Genomic DNA, 18,327 nt, shown 5'->3' on the forward strand with positions numbered 1-18,327 from the left:
ATTTATTAGAATGAGGTAGATCTACAATGAAAACTTTTCCAAATAACTTCTGGTGGGGAGCAGCCACTTCTGGTCCACAAAGTGAAGGGCGCTTTAACAAAAAACACGCAAATGTCTTCGATTATCATTTCGAGATCGAGCCAGAGAAATTCCATAATCAGGTAGGACCGGATGTGGCATCAAACTTTTATAATAGCTACAAAGAAGATATTCACATGATGCGTTCAATTGGTATGAATAGCTTGCGCACAAGCATCCAATGGAGCCGACTGATTGATGACTTGGAAACCAATACGGTCAATCAAGATGCTGTGGATTTTTATAACGATGTGATTGATTCAATGATTGCTGAAGGTATGACTCCAGTAATGAATCTGCATCACTTTGATTTGCCAGTAGAATTATATGATAAGTACGGAGGCTGGGAATCGAAAAAAGTCGTAGATCTATACGTTGGTTTTGCTCAAAAATGCTTTGAATTATTTGGCGATCGTGTCAAATTTTGGGCGACTCACAATGAACCAATGGTAGTTGTTGAGGGTGAGTATCTATTCCAATTCCATTATCCAAACATCGTAAATGGGAAAAAAGCGGTGCAGGTAGCTTACAACTTGAACTTAGCTTCAGCCAAAGCGATTCAAGCTTTTCGAAAATTAGCGATTGCTGATGCGCAAATTGGTACCATTTTAAATCTGACACCGACGTATGCAGCCTCTGATGCTCCTGAAGATCAGGAAGCAGCGCGAATTGCTGAACTTTGGAATAACAAAATGTTCTTGGAGCCAGCAGTTTATGGACATTTCCCAGCAGAATTGGAAGAGTTGCTAACGAAAGACAAAGTCTTGTGGGAAACGACTGACGAAGAGAAGGAAATCTTGAAAAACAACACGGTTGATTTCTTAGGCGTGAACTTCTACCATCCAAATCGGGTAAAAGCACCAGATGTAGCACCAAATTCGGTAGGTGAATGGATGCCGGATCGCTATTATGATGCGTATGATATGCCGGGCCGTCGGGTAAACTTGGACCGCGGTTGGGAAATTTATCCAAAAGCACTTTATGATATTGCAGTGAACATCAAAGAAAACTATAAAAACATTCCGTGGTACGTATCTGAAAATGGGATGGGTGTTTCAAATGAAGACCGCTTCAAAAATTCTGAAGGCATGATCGAAGACGATTATCGGATTGATTTTGTTCAAGAGCATTTGGAATGGCTGCACAAAGGAATCGAAGAAGGTTCAAATTGTTTTGGCTACCATATGTGGACACCAATTGATTGCTGGTCTTGGTTGAATTCATATAAAAACCGGTATGGTTTCATTTCAAACAATATCCATACGCAAATCAAAACAATCAAAAAATCAGGTTACTGGTTCAAAGAAGTGACTGATAGAAACGGCTTAGCAGATTAATCCAATTAGGAGGAAATTAAGTGAAACGTGAACTAGGAATTTCGGTTTATCCCGATCATAGTGATCCGCAGGCGGATCGTGACTACATCAAAAAAGCAGCAGAGCTTGGTTATACGCGGATTTTTATGAGCATGCTGGAAGTGACTGAGGGGAAAGAAAAAGTCAGTGAGAAATTCGGCAGTATCATTCATTACGCGAAGGATCTTGGCTTTGAAACGGTCTTGGATATTGCACCATCAATTTTTGACGATTTGGGCATTTCCTATGATGACTTAAGCTTCTTTGCCGAGCTGGGTGCGGAAGGGATTCGTTTAGATGAAGGCTTCGATGGCAATAAGGAAGCGATGCTGAGTTACAATCCTGAAGGCTTGGCGATTGAACTGAACATGAGTAACAATGTCGCTTACCTTGATAACATTTTATCTTATGAAGCGAACGAGCCATTTATCTATGGTTGTCATAATTTTTACCCGCAAGAAGGTTCAGCGTTGCCATATGATTTCTTCATCAGCTGCAGCGAGCGCTTCAAGGGTCATGGAATCAAAACGGCGGCTTTCATTACTAGTCATGATGCAAAATATGGTCCGTGGGATGTGAATGATGGACTGCCAACTTTAGAAATGCACCGTCATATACCGATTGATCTGCAAGCACGTCACATGTTTGCGACTGGCTTGATTGATACTGTAATTATTGGAAATGCCTATGCCTCCGATGAAGAGCTGGAGAAAGTGGCAGCTGTTGATCGCTACAAGTTAAGTCTAGGAATTGAGTTTGTGCCAGAAGCCACTGAAATTGAGCGTAAAATTGTCGCTGATCCAAAACATTTCCGTCGTGGAGATATAACATCTACAGCTGTTCGTTCAACGATGGTACGGGTAAAATACGCGGATGTCGCAAATCCAGTTCATGACAATACACAAGAATTCCAAATCGGCGATGTGGTAGTCGGCAATGATGAGTTTGGTAAATACAAAAACGAATTACAAATTGTTTTAGAACCCCATAGTGATTCAAGAAAAAATTTAGTTGGTAAGATTCCGCAAGAAGAATTGATCATGCTGGATTTCTTGAAGCCTTGGGCGAAGTTTCAGTTTGTTTCTAAAAACTAAATTTGAGATCGATTATAAAAAGATGAAGGTTCGTTATTGACAAACGCTGAAAAGGCGTGTAAAGTATGACTCAACTTAATCAAATGACAATGAAAAGAAGAGTAGCAGTTCATTTGTTCTCAGAGAGTCTCTGGTAGGTGAGAAGAGGCAGCAATGATTTGTGAACCACATCTTTGAGTCGGTCAGCTGAATCTAGTAGGTTGATCCGGGAGAGCCCGTTACAGCAGAGGTCAGATTGACCAGTTGAGATCGCTCGTTGTGAGACGACGATGAAAAAAGGTGGAACCACGTAATTACGTCCTTTAGCCCTAGCGGCTAAAGGACTTTTTTGTTTTTACCTGCTGGACACTACTGACTCGTAGAGGTTCTTTTTGCGAGAAAAGGACAAAGATGAGGTGGAACCGCGTATATAACGCCCTCTGGTATTTTTACCAGAGGGCGTTTTTGCCAGTCCAACTTTTCACAGTTTGCTAAGATAGGCGATGGGTAAAGATTGACACATCAAATAACTATAGAGAACCGTATAGTTGGATAGTATGCGTGATGAGAAGCGGGTTAACTTTTTAGTTTTTTAAAAAAGTTATTTCATTAAATTGAATTAGCTGTCAGTTACGCTTTTCGCAGTTCAATTTGATGGTAAGTAGTTCCAGAATTTTTAACTAAACAATAAATAGAACTGTTTAGCGGAATCGTATGCGTACGAAAATAAAATCATTTTTCACGGTTTTGAAAAATGAATTCTTCTATAATGAGCTAGCCGTCATTCAGTCAAACTCTAAAAACTAGGTGTCGACCGCTATTTTCATAGTTACTAGAACTACTTTAGTCACGATTAAGATCTTTCGAAAGGCCGTGCAACTTTCGAAAAAAATGGAGGGATATTGGGATGAATTACTTGATCGACGTCATGCCGCAATTATTACAAGGGGCAACGACAACACTGAAATTATTTGCTTTTACAATATTAGGCTCATTGCCGCTAGGGATTTTGCTATCTTTTGGACTGGCAAGTAAGTTTAAGCCGCTGCAATGGATCTTGCGTTTTTACGTTTGGATTATGCGCGGTACACCACTGCTTTTACAATTGATTTTTGTCTTTTATGGTCTGCCGTTAGTTGGTATTATCTTTGATCGCTTTGATGCGGCGCTTTTCGCGTTCGTCTTGAATTACGCCGCTTATTATGCCGAAATTTTTCGTGGTGGGATTCAATCCATCCCCGTTGGACAGTATGAAGCGTCAAAAGTTATCGGATTAACGCCTGTTCAAACAATCACCCGAATCATTATTCCGCAGGTAGTGAAGATTGTCTTGCCATCTGTAGGAAATGAAGTGATTAACCTGGTGAAAGATACCTCACTGGTATACATCCTAGGCCTATCAGACGTGATGCGTGCCGGAAAAATCGCGATGGAGCGTGACACCACATTGCTTCCATTATTCGGAGTAGCCATTATTTACTTAGCACTGACTGGTGTTACTTCAGTCATTCTGAAACAACTCGAAAATCGTTTGAATTATTATCGTTAGGCAGGTGGAAAAAATGATCGAATTAAAAAATGTAAATAAATCGTTTGGCAGTAAGAAAGTGATCAATAATTTAGATTTAGTCATTCCAGAGGGACAGATATTAGCGATCGTTGGACCATCTGGCGGTGGGAAAACGACTTTGTTACGAACGTTGGCTGGATTGGAGACCGCTGATAGCGGTACGTTTTTACTTGATGGAGAGCCTTTTGATCCGACTAGTTCGAAACAACAGGAACAAGTCGTCGGAGTTGTTTTCCAAGATTTTCAATTATTTCCACATTTGAGTGTACTGGAAAACATTACGATCGGCCCACGATTAGTTCTAAAGCAGGACAAAGAAACATATACGGAGAAAGCGAATCATCTAGCAAAACTGTTGGAAATCGAAGAGTTGTTAAATAATTACCCCTATCAGTTATCTGGTGGGCAAAAACAACGTTTAGCGATTGCTCGGGCGATGGCAATGAATCCTAAAGTTTTAGCGTACGATGAACCAACGAGTGCTTTAGATCCTGCCTTGCGTCAGCAGGTAGCGAGTTTGATCTTAGGTTTAAAAGCGGATGGTGTGACTCAGATCGTGGTTACCCATGATCTGGATTTTGCAGAAGAGATTGGTGACAAGGTATTGAAGGTAGAACCTATCAAATAAATAAAAACATTGGAGGAGTTAGTATGAAATTGAAAAAATTTGTTTTGGGAATGGTCGCTGTTTTAGCATTGGTAACGTTAACTGCTTGCGGAAAGAAAGAAGCCAGCGGTGACGACAGCTGGAAAACCATCGAGAAGGATAAAAAAATCACGATTGGTTTAGATGATACCTTTGTGCCAATGGGCTTCAAAGATGAAGATGGAGAGATCGTAGGTTTTGATATTGATTTAGCGAAAGCTGTCTTTGAACAATATGATATTAAAGCTGATTTCCAACCAATCGATTGGTCAATGAAGGAAAGTGAGCTAGAAAACGGAACGATTGATTTGATTTGGAATGGCTATACGGTGACGAAATCGCGGGAAAAGAAAGTGTTGTTTTCTGATCCGTATGCACAAAACGAACAAGTGTTAGTGACTAAAAAAGATAGCGGGATCACAAAAGCAGCAGACATGAAGGATAAAGTCTTAGGTGCTCAAGAGGGTTCTTCTGGTTACGAAGCCTTCAATAATGAAACTAAAACATTGAAGGATATCGTCAAAGATAACGATGCAACACTATACGCTAGCTTCAATGAAGCTATGATCGATTTAGAAAATGGTCGGATCGATGGCGTATTGATCGATAAAGTTTATGCGGATTACTATTTGAAGAAAGCAAATAAGCTAGATGATTACAATATCTTCAGTGTCGGATTCAAAAATGAAAACTTCGCGGTGGGTGCTCGTAAGGGTGATAAAGAGTTAGTAGAAAAAATTAACAGTGCCTTCAAAGAATTACAAGATGACGGCAAATATGCAGAAATCTCTAAGAAGTGGTTTGGTGAAGAATTGTCTTTACCAAAAGAGTAAGCAGAACAGCCTCTTAAATTTTAATTAACCAAAAAGAAAAGGCGAGCAAAACTTTTGTTCGCCTTCTTTTTTTTGTATAATGGTACAGAATGGAAAGAGGGATAACATGGCGCAAAAAAAGCGTACAAAGAAAAAAAGAAAAACGAAAAAGCAAAAACAACTTCAAGAACAGCGCCTGATCATCGGTCTTGGGCTTTTATTTATTTTATTTACTGTCTTTGCCATATTTAAATTAGGATTTTTAGGGAATCTGATTGCGAATGTCTTGCGAATGATCGGTGGCAACACCTATCAATTTTTGGCGCTGCTGTTGGGACTATACGGCGGATTGCTGGTAGCCAAAAATACGAAGCTGAGAATCAGCAAGCCGCGGCGATGGATTGGGATCGGTGTCTTTTACTTAGGAATCCTATTGATTCTTCATGCTCGTTTATTTATGAAGGTTGAAAGTCAGGATCCGAATATTTTGAAAACGACATGGGATCTTTTGATGATCGATTTTTTAGGAAATCAAATCAGCCAAAATGTCGGCGGCGGGATGTTGGGCGGTGCAATTTATAATTTAACCCACTTCCTAGTGTCGCAGGTCGGCAGCTATCTGATCGCTGGATTGTTATTGATCCTCGGCGTATTTTTGTTCAGCCAGTTGGAATTCAATCAAGTGACCGATTACTTAGCAAATTTTGTCGATACGATGAGGGAGAAATTCTCTGAATCAGATGAAAAAAAAGCCCTAAAAGCCGCTAAAAAAGAAGAGCGGCAAGCTCAAAAAGCCCAAGCCAAAGCGGAGAAACAAGCAGCTGAAAAGGCGAAGATAGAGGCAGAACTGGCAGAACGTGAGAAAAATAGAGTGCGTTCGTTAACACCAGGTGAACAGCTGGCAAAAGAGAGTCAAGAGCATTTAGAGAAAGAGCCGGAGCAAATGACCTTAGTGCCGATTGAAGGCTTCCAAGAAAATCTGGAGCCAACAACAACGCCGCTTGCCAAGACAAAACCCGAGGTTGATGAAGAGGAGATTGACGATCCTGGAGATTTGGAATTTGAAATCAATGCCGAACCGGAGGATCATGATTATCAATTACCGCCTTCAACTTTACTGGATTCGATACCTGCAGCGGATCAAAGTGACGAGTACAAAAAAATTGAACAAAATATCAAAGTACTGGAAAAAACCTTCAACAGCTTTGGCGTAGATGCAAAGGTCGTTAAAGCCAGCTTAGGTCCATCTGTTACGAAATTTGAAGTGCAGCCGGCAGTCGGTGTGAAAGTCAGCAAGATCGTCAACTTAACGGACGATATCGCTTTAGCTTTAGCCGCTAAAGATGTGCGGATGGAAGCACCAATTCCTGGTAAATCATTGATTGGGATCGAAGTACCAAATAGTACGATCAGCATGGTTTCGTTCCGAGACATCATCGAGGCTCAGCCAAACCATCCAGATAAATTGTTGGAAGTTCCATTAGGTCGAGATATTTCTGGTATGGTCCAAACAGCTGATCTATCGAAAATGCCTCACTTGCTAGTTGCAGGGTCAACTGGTAGTGGGAAGTCCGTCTCTATTAATGGGATCATCACAAGTATCTTGATGCGGGCGAAGCCGAATGAAGTAAAATTAATGATGATCGACCCAAAAATGGTCGAGTTAAATGTCTATAATGGGATTCCACATTTACTGACCCCGGTTGTAACGAATCCGCGAAAAGCGGCACAGGCGCTGCAAAAAGTGGTACAGGAAATGGAAGAACGTTATGAAAAATTCGCCGCAACTGGTGTGCGGAATATTTCTGGCTTCAATGAATTAGTCATTCAGAAAAACTTGGAGGATGGACAAAATCGTCCAATCTTGCCGTTTATTGTTGTTATCGTGGATGAATTAGCCGACTTGATGATGGTAGCAAGTAATGAAGTCGAAGATGCGATTACTCGCTTGGCCCAGATGGCTCGGGCGGCCGGTATCCATATGATTCTTGCTACTCAACGGCCAAGTGTTGACGTTATTACCGGGATCATTAAAGCCAATGTGCCGTCTCGGATCGCCTTTGCTGTATCTAGTGGTACAGACTCACGGACGATCATTGACAGCAATGGTGCTGAAAAACTTCTAGGTCGTGGGGATATGCTGTTCTTGCCAATGGGTGAAAATAAACCGATTCGAGTTCAGGGCGCGTTCATTTCTGATCACGAAGTAGAACGAGTGGTAGAATTCGTTTCCGATCAGCAGGAAGCCCATTACGAAGAAAAAATGATGCCAACAGAAGAAACTTCTTCCTCACCATCAGAAACACCACAAGACGAATTGTACGAGGAAGCGAAAGCATTGGTAGTCGAGATGCAGACCGCCAGCATTTCCTTGCTGCAACGCCGTTTCCGCATCGGATACAACCGTGCAGCTCGTATTGTTGATGAATTGGAAGAACGTGGAGTGATTGGGCCTTCTACCGGCAGCAAGCCGCGAGAGGTCTTCATAGAAAAAGCGGAAGAAGAACTAGAAAATCCATTAGATGAATAGTTAAGAATAGTAACAGTCTTGCCAAAAATCCGTTTGGCAAGACTGTTTTTTTCTATAAAACAGCAACGCAGAAAAAGATTCACCGTGTCGCAGCCTATTTTAAACTTTATATAGAATTGCACATATGTGCGAAACAATTGTAAGTTTTGATTGAAAAAGGTTCTTCTTCTGGTTTTTTATCTATTTAATCTCTTTGCGTAAAAGCGCGTCATTGTCAGCTTTGTGTGAAAAATAAGTCAACCTGTTTTGTTAGAAGGCGAACAGAATGAATAAATTTCAACATTAATGTGTAACTTTTATGTGTTATACAATAGAAAAAGTCTGTGCTATCTTTTTGTTAGATTGATAAGCGCTTACAATTGGAGGGCAAAAAAATGGAGGAGTTGAATCCACGTCAGAAAAAATTGATTCATTTACTTGTTCAGAATGAGCACTATTTACCAGTAGCCTTTTATTCTGAGAAGCTTGGAAAGTCGAGCCGAACGATTTATTCAGATCTAAAAAAAATCCAAACGGTTCTATCAAATGACTCACTTATTTTGGAAAAGAAGCCGCGAGTCGGGATACAACTATGCGGGACTGTCGCGGAAAAGCTAGTGGTATTGGAGCGGATCAATGGGCATTCGACAGAGCCGAAAGTAGGCACACAAGAACGGCAATGGTTGATCGCCAAACGATTACTGATTGACGAGGAGACAGTAACACAGCAAATGCTGGCGCAACACTTTCATGTGAGTCCCACTTCGATCGCCAGTGATTTAGAAAAACTGATTGAGAAATATCGCTTTACACTTTCTGCGTCAAAACGAGGAACAAAGATTAGTGGAAGTGAAGAGGAGATTCAACACGCGTTATTTCGTTTTTGTGAAGAGTATTTGGATTCTAATGAGATTATTTCAGAAGACTTGTTTCAAGAAACAACCAAAAAAACTTTGAGCAACCTGTTTCCGCAGCAGCTGATTACAGTCATTTTTGAACAGCTGAAAAAGGTAAAGCAGCAGCCGGAATTCTATTTTCCGGAACAATATATGAAATCATTACTTATTCGTTTAGTTGTCTTTTGCTTTCGATTAATGAAGGGCAATCACATCGAGGAGAAGGAGTTCCTATTCGATCAAATAAAAATGATCGATACGTATTTGATCGCCAATGAGCTGCTGAAAAAAGTTGCGGAATCAATTGTTATTGATTATGACGAAGAGGATATTTCCTATGTAAACCGCCAACTAGTTGGTTACGGTGTAAAGCTCCATACTAAAGAGCAAGAAGGTCATGAGCGGTACGCTGAAACGATTCATAAGGTTTTGAAAAATATGAGTGAGATCATGCAGGTGGACTTTTTATCAGACGTACAATTGTCCGAGCGATTTACCAGCCATTTTATTCCGATGATCTATCGACTGAAGATGGGTATTGTAATTACCAATCCGTTAGTAGAGGAGATCAGGACTCAATATGCGATTACCTTCAGTGCAACTTGGTACGCATTAGCCAATGCTGAGAAAAAATTGGGTGTTCATTTCAATGACGAAGAAGTCGCATTAGTGGCAATGTATTTTCAAGTTTCATTGGAAAAGAGTCAAAATGGCAAAAAGATTTTGATTGTTTGTCCAAACGGAATGGGGACTTCAGAATTGATTTTCAATAAGATCAAGCGTATTTTACCGGCTCAGGACATCGCTGAAATCACAACGATCGACAAGTTGTATAGGAAAAATCTTGATAATGTCGATCTGATTATTTCTTCAGTTAAGCTGGAAAATGTCAACAAACCCGTCATTAAGGTCTCGACTCTAGTTACACAAGAAGATATTAAAAATATCACATCGCTTTACTCAAACCTTTTTTATTCGGAAGAGCCAGATGAAGCAGAGATTTTGGACTTTCCCTATTTAAGAGATGTTATTGATCTAGATTTTATTTACACTCATAAATGCTTCTCGGATAAACAAGCTTGCTTGAACTGGCTAATCAATCAGTTGGAGAAAAAACAAGTCGTGACGAAAGAGTTTCGCAAAGAGGTATTTGCGCGCGAAGCGATCGGCGAGACGGCATTAGCAACAGGAGTAGCGATTCCGCATGCATCGCCGCAAAATGTTTTACAATCAAAAATTGCCATCGTCACATTGGCGCAGCCGATTATGTGGGACCAGCGAAAGATACACTATGTTTTATTGATGTGTATCGCAAAAAGTGATCGCAAACTGGTTCGGGGAGTCATCACAGATATTCATAAAATCGTCCAGTCAGAAAAAAAGTTAACGCGTTTCTTCTTTGAAAGAAATGCAACAGAAATATATCAAGCGATTAGCAGGAGGTAGAAAAAATGCAAGTGATTAACGAAGAATTAGTTGATTTAGCGATTGACGCCGATTCAAAAATGACAGCTATCAATGTCTTAGCGGATCGGATCAATCAAGCAGGACGGTTACATGACCACGCTGGTTATGTAGAAAGTGTCGTTGAGCGTGAAAATTTAACAACGACTGGAATTGGCTTTGGAATAGCGATTCCTCACGGAAAGAGTCCGCATGTCAAAGAGACAACCGTAGCTTTTGGTCGCTTAAACAATAAAGTCGATTGGCAAAGTTTAGACGGAGAAAATGTGGGACTGGTCTTTCTGCTGGCGGTACCTGAGGAATGCCAAGGAGACCAGCATCTAAGAATCATTGCCGGACTGTCAAGAAAATTAGTCCACCAAGAGTTTCGTGACACGCTGCAGCAAGCATCAAGTGATCAAGAAATTGTGAATTTACTAAACGATAGCCTAGCAGGCGTCGTAGCATAAAAAATACTAGGAGGAAATTACTATGAAATTAGTCGCAGTAACAGCATGTCCATCAGGAGTTGCCCATACGTATCTTGCCGCTGAAAGTTTAGAAGTTGCCGCAAAGAAAAACAGCGTGGATATTCACGTAGAGACTCAAGGTTCAATCGGGATTGAGAATGAATTGACAATGGATCAGATCAACGGTGCGGACGCAGTAATTTTGACTAATAATATCGGCATCAAAAATGAGGATCGCTTTAAAGGCAAGCCAGTAGTCCGTGTCAGTGCAGGAGATTGCATCAACAAAGGCGAAGCGATCGTTAAGAAGATCCAGCAAAAATTAGCGAAATAGACTGTTAACTCCGCTTGTCAGAGTAGAAAGGGCTATACTTTAGCGGAATGATGAACATAGTGAAAATGATTCTGAAGGATGAACTAGGAGGTACGGGAATGATTGAATTATTAAAAAATACAAGAAAAAACATGATGACAGGTGTCTCATACATGATTCCATTTGTTGTTGCTGGTGGGATTTTACTCGCATTAAGTGTCTTACTTTCAGGGAATGCATCTGTACCGGATAAAGGCTGGTTAGCAGATATCGCAAACATTGGGATCACAGGACTTGGCATGATGGTGCCGATTTTATCTGGCTATATTGCCTTCTCAATGGTGGACCGCCCAGGTCTAGCTCCAGGGATTATCGGCGGATTGATCGCCAGCAATATTGGAGCTGGTTTTCTAGGCGGGATATTGTCAGGGATCGTCGCCGGTATCGTGGTCTTTTACTTAAAGAAAATCAAATTGCCCTCCAGTTTACGTTCACTGGGTCCGATCTTTATTATTCCATTGTTTGGAACGCTGATCGTTGGAGTCCTGATGTATTGGGTGATTGGCCAGCCGATTGCTTCGATGATGACAGCATTAACAAAGTGGTTGGAGTCGATGGGAACAGGGAATCTGGTTGTTCTTGGATTGATTTTAGGTGCGATGATTGCTTCAGACATGGGCGGACCGATCAATAAAGTAGCTTTCAGTTTTGGCTCAGCAATGGTTGGAACGATCAATCCAGCAACTGGCTTGCCCAGTGATACAGCTTTGACGATTATGGCTGGGATTGGTGCGGCAATTTGTATCCCGCCGCTGGCAATGGGTCTGGCGACGATTGTTGCTCCCAAAAAGTTTACAGTTGAAGAAAGAAACTCTGGCAAGGCTGCAATTGTGATGGGAATGGTAGGAATCTCAGAAGGAGCGATCCCGTTTGCTGCGGCGGATCCGTTGCGTTGTATTCCGGCGAACATGATTGGTAGCGCGATCGGCGCAGCTATTGCCATGGTGCTCGGTGCAGGCAATCCAGCACCATGGGGTGGTTGGATCGTTGCACCTGTCGCACAGAATCCATTGGTTTATATTCTTGGAACATTGATTGGCTCGGTGATTACTGCTGGAATTGTAATTGTCCTGAAAAAACCAGTCATTGCGGAAGGCAGCCAAACTGTTGGACTTGATGATGACTTTGATTTAGATATTGAGATCATGTAAAAAGCTGTGCCGAATACATCTTCGGCACAGCTTTTTTAAACTAAAACCAATTTTGCATTTGCACGGATCATGCGTTCATAATCTAGCGGCAAACCTTTACTAGTAATAACGATATCAACTTCGGACCATGGAGCGACCTGTACAAGAGAGGTTCGCTCAAACTTCGTGTGATCCAGCAGCACGATTTTTTTGGTGGATTTTTTTAGCATTCGGCGTTTGGCTTCGGCATCAATTAAGGAAGAGGTACAAAAGCCTTTGCGATTTTTCACACCGCTTGAACCGAAAAAGCAGAGATCAAATTGGATATCAGGAAAAACCTCATTTCCACTATTGCGAAAAGCCATGTCGGCAGGTGAATATTCACCGCCAAAGCAAAAAAGTTTATGCTGGCTGATGGAAAGTTGAGTAATCGCCGCTAATGAGCTGGTAAAAATTTGTTTTTTTTCTAAGGAAAGCATCTTCTTGGCTAGCAGGGCTATAGTACTCCCGTGATCCAAACCGATCGTAAAATCTTCAGATGTGATGAAATCTAAAGCAGCATGGGTGATGCGATCCTTTTCGGCAAACTGAGTGGTTCGTTGGAAAACAGGGGCTAATTCCTTTTCTTTAACCAGTATTGCTTTGCCATGATGCTTCTCCAAAATACCTTCTTTGGCAAGATAGGTTAAGTCTTTACGAATAGTTTCATCAGAGACTTGAAATATTTTCACTAAGTCGCATACTTTAAGTTCGTTTTGTTGATACAAAAGCTCAGTAATCTCTTTTCGACGTTGAGCGATTTCAACAGCTTTCATTGTCAGTCCCCTTTTTTAAGGAATTATTTCAGCAATGCTAGTTCGGATTGAGTACTACCATTCTTCGCATTTTACAGGAGCAAGATAAACTGTCTAAGTTGGACAGACAGTCTTTTCATTTAAGTTAGCATGGGAATCCAACAAAAACAACAAAAAACTTGGGAAATATTGCGCAAATCCAATTTATTTGCGATATTTCAAAGAATCATATAGTTTCAAACGAAAAATCTTTCTATACTGAGAGTGAGCTGAAAAGGAGGAAATAAAATGGGATCAGGAGTCATAAATCAAGCGCAGAATATCGCCAATGTAGTAGTAAAAGGAAATTCACGGATTCAACAAATGAAGGATCATTTATTTAAGGAAAAACGCCAAATTTCTTTGGAGCGTGCGTTGCTTTATACGGAAAGCTATCGTCAGAATGAGGGAGAGCCAACGATTATTCGCAGGGCCAAAGCGGTGGCACATATTTTGGCAAAGGTTGAAATTAGTATTCGTGAAGGGGAATTATTAGTTGGTAATCGCACGATTCGTCCACGTTCAGGCATCCTTTCGCCGGAGATGGATCCATATTGGATCATGGAAGAGATCGATACGATCGCCACGCGGCCGCAGGATCAATTTGAGTTTACAGAAGCGGACAAAAAAATTTATCGCGAGGAGTTGTACCCCTATTGGGAAAAGCGTTCGATGAAAGATTTCATCAATGGGGAGCTGACAGAGGAAGTAAAAACTGCATTGAAGGATGAAGTCTTCAAGTTGAACCAAACTGATAAAGGGCAGGGCCACATTATTATGGATTTCCCGGGAATTTTATCGCAGGGAATCGGCAGCTATCTTGAGCTGTTGGATGAAAAAATTGCTGAGGAACCAGAAAATCATTTTTATGAAGCAGGAAGAATCGTTTTTGCCGCGATGGGAGATCATTTTTTACGCTATGGTAACCTGGCAGAGGAAATGAGTATAAAAGAAAAAGATTTAAAGCGCCAACAAGAATTAACAACGATTGCGAAAATGTGCCGCAAACTAAGCTCAGAAAAGCCTGACTCCTTCTATGAAGCCTTGCAGCTATTATGGATGACCAGTATCGTGGGTCAATATGAATCCAATGCTTCGTCACTTTCATTAGGCAGAATGGATCAGTATCTGTATCCATTCTACGAAGCATCATTACAGGCAGGGATTACGAAAGAATTTCTGTATGAAGTATTGGGAGATTTTTACATTAAGACGAACGATGTTGTGCTCCTGCGTTCTGAGAGCAGTGCCAAATGCTTCGCTGGATTTCCAACTGGTTACACAGTCGTATTGGGTGGACTAGATGAATTGGGTCATACGTCAGTGAATCCATTATCCTTTGTTATGTTAGAGCTTTATCATGAAATTTTGTTGCCTCAGCCCAATTTATCGGTACGCATGAATGAGTTGATCCCCCGTCGCTTCTTGCTAAAAACTGTTGAAACGATTCGTTTAGGAACGGGTATCCCGCAGCTGTTCAATGATGAAGTGTGTGTTCCAGCCTTTTTAAGCAAGGGAGTGTCACTTGATGATGCCCGAGATTATGCGACGGTTGGCTGTGTGGAAACTTCTATTCCGGGGAAAACCTATGGGCTGCATGACATCGCTCTTTTCAATTTATTACGAATCATGGAATTAAGCATATATGAGCTGCGTGATAAAGAAGATCTAACCTTTGAGGAACTTGTAGCAACGATCGAACAGAAAATCGATTATTATGTAGAGCTGGTGGTGAAAGGTTCTAACATTGTGGATTTAGGGCATCGCCATTATGCGCCAACACCATTCCTATCTGTTTTGATCAATGATTGTTTAGAAAATGGAAAGGATGTTACAGAAGGCGGCGCACGCTACAATTTTTCTGGTGTACAAGGAATCGGTGAAGCGAATCTAAGTGACTCACTCTACGTTATCAAAAAAATGATCTTCGAAAATAAAGAAATGACCTTTAGTCAGTTGGTCGATGCGCTGGAATCAAATTTCACTGGAGAATATGTCGGACTGCAAACACATGTGATCCAAGATTTTGAAAAATTCGGCAATGATGATGAAGAGTTGGATATCATCGCAGCGAGATTATTCCGCCACTATGCCAAAGAGTTGGAGAAATACGAAAACGTACGTGGAGGGAAATTTATTCCTGGAGCTTATACGGTTTCAGCACATATCCCATTGGGCGAAGCAGTAGGAGCAACACCAGATGGACGGAAAGCTCATGAACAGTTAGCCGATGGCGGATTATCACCGATGGTTGGTAGAGATCATTTAGGTCCAACCGCGGTATTGAAATCTGTCAGTAAATTAGACAATTACCTGACTGTCAACGGCAGCTTATTAAATCTGAAGTTCCAGCCAAATACCTTAAAGGGGCAACAGGGCTTAAGTAAATTCGCAGATTTTCTAATGGCATTTACGAAGCTAAAAATCCAACATGTCCAGTTTAATGTGCAATCAAAAGAAACGTTGTTAGAAGCGCAAAAGTATCCGGAAAAATATTCTGGTTTATTGGTCCGCGTAGCCGGATACAGTGCGTTCTTCGTTGATTTGAACAAACAGATTCAAGACGATATTATCGCACGGGTGGAACATCAATTATAGAATGAGGGATGAAAATGGATCAAGGATTAGTCTTTAACATTCAGCGCTATTCTGTACACGATGGCGGCGGAATTCGAACATTGATCTTCTTGAAGGGCTGCCCATTGCGCTGTCCATGGTGCTCTAATCCTGAGTCGCAAAAAAAAGTCGAGCCAGCTAGCTGGCGAAAGAATGGAAAAATTGAGCAGGTTGGAACATGGCGATCAACAGATGAATTACTTGATGAAGTGTTAAAGGATGACATATTTTATCGAACCTCTGGTGGTGGCGTGACATTATCTGGTGGCGAAGTATTGATGCAGGCAGAATTTGCCGGCGAATTTTTGAAGGAAGTAAAAAGTCTCGGCATTCATACAGCAATTGAGACGACTGGTTGTTTTCCAATTGAACGAATCGAAAAAATCGTGCCATATGTTGATCAAGTATTGTTTGATCTGAAGATCATGGATCAAAAGGAAGCAAAAAGAATCATCGGGATTGATCCAATGATCGTTGAAGGAAACTTCGATTATCTTTTGAGGAATAAAGAAATTCAAGTGATTCCGAGAATTCCGCTGATCCCAGAATACACTACAAACAAAAGAAATATTCAGCAGATTATCAATTTCCTAGTTGAGCGGCAAATAGAAGAGGTTCATTTACTACCATTTCATCAATATGGCAGTAGTAAGTATAACTATCTTGGTTGGGAATATCGCATGAAAAATGTCCCGACTCTGAATGAAGATGAAATCCAAGCAATCAAAGAACACTTCGAAAAATTCGAGATTTCTGCTAATATCGATGGATTAGAATGAGAGGCCAAGTGCCTGTCATTCTTTTCTTTTTTTCAAAGTTGATTGTTTTCTCTTTGTGAATCGGTTATAGTATGTAGCGAATGTGTCGAGCACATCGTGTGTTCGATGGTACTGAGTAGGAGGAAACACCTTGGAAAAAATCTCAATTTATGGATTAACCAGAGATGAATTGGTCGAATGGTTTTTGGAACACGGAGAGAAAAAATTTCGTGCGACGCAAGTTTGGGAATGGCTTTACCGTAGTCGTGTGACAGAATTTGCCGAAATGAGCAACCTTTCGAAGCAGACAATTGCTTTATTAGAAGAAAATTTTATCATCAACCCATTAAAACAACTGGTCGTTCAAGAAGCTAGTGACGGCACTGTTAAATACTTATTTGAATTGCCCGATCATTTGATGATCGAAACGGTTTTGATGCGTCAAGAATATGGCTTATCCGTCTGTGTAACAACACAAGTTGGCTGCAACATTGGCTGCACATTTTGTGCGTCAGGGTTATTGAAAAAACAACGTGATTTGACTGCTGGCGAAATCGTCGCACAAATCATGTTAGTCCAACATTATTTTGATGAACGTGGAGAAGACGAACGGGTGTCCCATGTTGTCGTAATGGGAATCGGGGAGCCATTTGATAATTACACGAACGTAATGAATTTTCTTCGTGTTATCAATGACGATAAAGGAATGGCGATCGGTGCCCGGCACATCACTGTTTCAACTAGTGGACTCGTTCCGAAGATCAAGAAATTTGCCGAAAATGGTCTGCAGGTCAACTTAGCGATCTCATTGCACGCGCCAAACAATGAAGTACGTTCATCAATCATGCGCATCAACCGCAGCTTCCCAATCGAAAAATTGATGGAAGCCGTGGACTATTATATAGAAGAAACGAATCGCCGCGTCACCTTTGAATACATCATGCTGTCAGGTGTAAACGATCGACCAGATCATGCGCAGCAACTCGCTGACTTAATGAAGAACAAGAAGAAGTTAGTCTATGTTAATTTGATTCCTTATAATCCAGTTAGCGAACATGACCAATATTCTCGCAGCAGCAAAGCAGATGTTTTACGCTTTTATGATGTCTTGAAGAAAAATGGCATCAATTGTGTGATCCGCAAAGAACACGGAACAGATATCGATGCAGCCTGCGGACAATTACGCAGTAAGCAAATGAAAAAAGCAGAAGCAAAATAAATTTCTCTCACTCTCTCAAATTTTTGAGAGAGTTTTTTTGTCAATCGAACTTTTACAGTACATTTTCACTACGTTCGTGAAGTCATATGCGAAAATACGTTCTCTATTTTTTACAGACTATGATACACTTAAAAGAAAGCGCTTTGGAAATAGAATTTAATGGTATGCATTACATTAATTGGAAGAAGGATCCCTATTTTACTTCTTTCTTGTTCAAGATTAGTAAAATGGTATACGGCTTGAACATCAGACTTGTTTTTCTGGAAAGAAAAAAAGACATTAATAGGAAAAAGGATGCCAGTTCTACTTCTTGCTTTAGCAAGACTAGTAGAATGGTATACGGCTTGAACATCAAATTATTTTTCTGGAAAGAAAAATAAATACATTAATAGGAAAAAGGATGCCAGTTCTACTTCTTGCTTTAGCAAGACTAGTAGAATGGTATACGGCTTGAACATCAAATTATTTTTCTGGAAAGAAAAATAAATACATTAATAGGAAAAAGGATGCCAGTTCTACTTCTTGCTTTAGCAAGACTAGTAGAAT

Annotated in this window: 14 protein-coding genes and 1 other annotated feature; of the genes, 13 read left to right on the forward strand and 1 reads right to left on the reverse strand. The window is 40.8% G+C overall.

What is annotated here, in order from left to right; all coding sequences use genetic code 11:
- Window positions 1-26 precede the first annotated feature (26 nt).
- The 10 genes from AC4J95_RS06285 (at window position 27) to AC4J95_RS06330 (ending at window position 12,376) form a co-directional block, all read left to right on the forward strand.
- Window positions 27-1,415, forward strand: a complete 1,389-nt coding sequence (locus AC4J95_RS06285; RefSeq protein ID WP_316402579.1) for a glycoside hydrolase family 1 protein — start codon at window positions 27-29, stop codon at window positions 1,413-1,415.
- 20 nt (window positions 1,416-1,435) lie between these two features.
- Entirely contained in the window at window positions 1,436-2,527 is a 1,092-nt protein-coding gene (locus AC4J95_RS06290; protein WP_494549104.1) for a DUF871 domain-containing protein, read from the forward strand.
- Between the two features lie 80 nt (window positions 2,528-2,607).
- Window positions 2,608-2,833, forward strand: a binding site (T-box leader).
- A gap of 580 nt (window positions 2,834-3,413) precedes the next feature.
- Complete coding sequence (locus tag AC4J95_RS06295) at window positions 3,414-4,055, forward strand: amino acid ABC transporter permease (protein ID WP_016181425.1); 642 nt, start codon at window positions 3,414-3,416, stop codon at window positions 4,053-4,055.
- Window positions 4,056-4,068: 13 nt separating this feature from the next.
- A complete protein-coding gene (locus tag AC4J95_RS06300; RefSeq protein ID WP_494549105.1) occupies window positions 4,069-4,704 on the forward strand; it encodes an amino acid ABC transporter ATP-binding protein in 636 nt (211 codons plus the stop codon).
- Between the two features lie 23 nt (window positions 4,705-4,727).
- A complete protein-coding gene (locus AC4J95_RS06305) occupies window positions 4,728-5,555 on the forward strand; it encodes an amino acid ABC transporter substrate-binding protein (RefSeq protein ID WP_494549106.1) in 828 nt (275 codons plus the stop codon).
- A gap of 106 nt (window positions 5,556-5,661) precedes the next feature.
- On the forward strand, window positions 5,662-8,064 hold the full coding sequence (locus AC4J95_RS06310; protein ID WP_494549107.1) for a DNA translocase FtsK: 2,403 nt from the start codon (window positions 5,662-5,664) through the stop codon (window positions 8,062-8,064).
- 374 nt (window positions 8,065-8,438) lie between these two features.
- The gene (locus AC4J95_RS06315) at window positions 8,439-10,385 is read left to right on the forward strand and encodes a BglG family transcription antiterminator (protein ID WP_494549108.1); all 1,947 of its coding nucleotides are present in this window, start codon (window positions 8,439-8,441) and stop codon (window positions 10,383-10,385) included.
- A 5-nt stretch (window positions 10,386-10,390) separates the two neighbouring features.
- The gene (locus AC4J95_RS06320; protein WP_316402573.1) at window positions 10,391-10,852 is read left to right on the forward strand and encodes a PTS sugar transporter subunit IIA; all 462 of its coding nucleotides are present in this window, start codon (window positions 10,391-10,393) and stop codon (window positions 10,850-10,852) included.
- Between the two features lie 22 nt (window positions 10,853-10,874).
- A complete protein-coding gene (locus tag AC4J95_RS06325) occupies window positions 10,875-11,186 on the forward strand; it encodes a PTS fructose-like transporter subunit IIB (RefSeq protein WP_316402572.1) in 312 nt (103 codons plus the stop codon).
- 98 nt (window positions 11,187-11,284) lie between these two features.
- Window positions 11,285-12,376, forward strand: coding sequence for a PTS fructose transporter subunit EIIC (locus AC4J95_RS06330; protein WP_494549109.1), 1,092 nt, complete (start codon window positions 11,285-11,287; stop codon window positions 12,374-12,376).
- A gap of 35 nt (window positions 12,377-12,411) precedes the next feature.
- Here the strand turns inward: AC4J95_RS06330 and AC4J95_RS06335 are convergent, their stop codons facing one another.
- Complete coding sequence (locus AC4J95_RS06335) at window positions 12,412-13,170, reverse strand: DeoR/GlpR family DNA-binding transcription regulator (protein ID WP_494549110.1); 759 nt, start codon at window positions 13,168-13,170, stop codon at window positions 12,412-12,414.
- A gap of 267 nt (window positions 13,171-13,437) precedes the next feature.
- On the opposite strand from AC4J95_RS06335, the gene AC4J95_RS06340 reads away from it, so the two are divergent.
- The 3 genes from AC4J95_RS06340 (at window position 13,438) to rlmN (ending at window position 17,781) form a co-directional block, all read left to right on the forward strand.
- Window positions 13,438-15,786, forward strand: a complete 2,349-nt coding sequence (locus AC4J95_RS06340) for a formate C-acetyltransferase (RefSeq protein WP_494549111.1) — start codon at window positions 13,438-13,440, stop codon at window positions 15,784-15,786.
- 14 nt (window positions 15,787-15,800) lie between these two features.
- The gene (locus tag AC4J95_RS06345) at window positions 15,801-16,583 is read left to right on the forward strand and encodes a glycyl-radical enzyme activating protein (RefSeq protein WP_494549112.1); all 783 of its coding nucleotides are present in this window, start codon (window positions 15,801-15,803) and stop codon (window positions 16,581-16,583) included.
- A 130-nt stretch (window positions 16,584-16,713) separates the two neighbouring features.
- Window positions 16,714-17,781 carry a dual-specificity RNA methyltransferase RlmN gene (rlmN, locus tag AC4J95_RS06350; RefSeq protein ID WP_316402567.1) on the forward strand — a complete coding sequence of 356 codons (1,068 nt, stop codon included), beginning with the start codon at window positions 16,714-16,716 and terminating at the stop codon, window positions 17,779-17,781.
- Window positions 17,782-18,327: the final 546 nt, after the last annotated feature.

This window comes from Enterococcus sp. GPZ-007 (genome assembly GCF_059374735.1).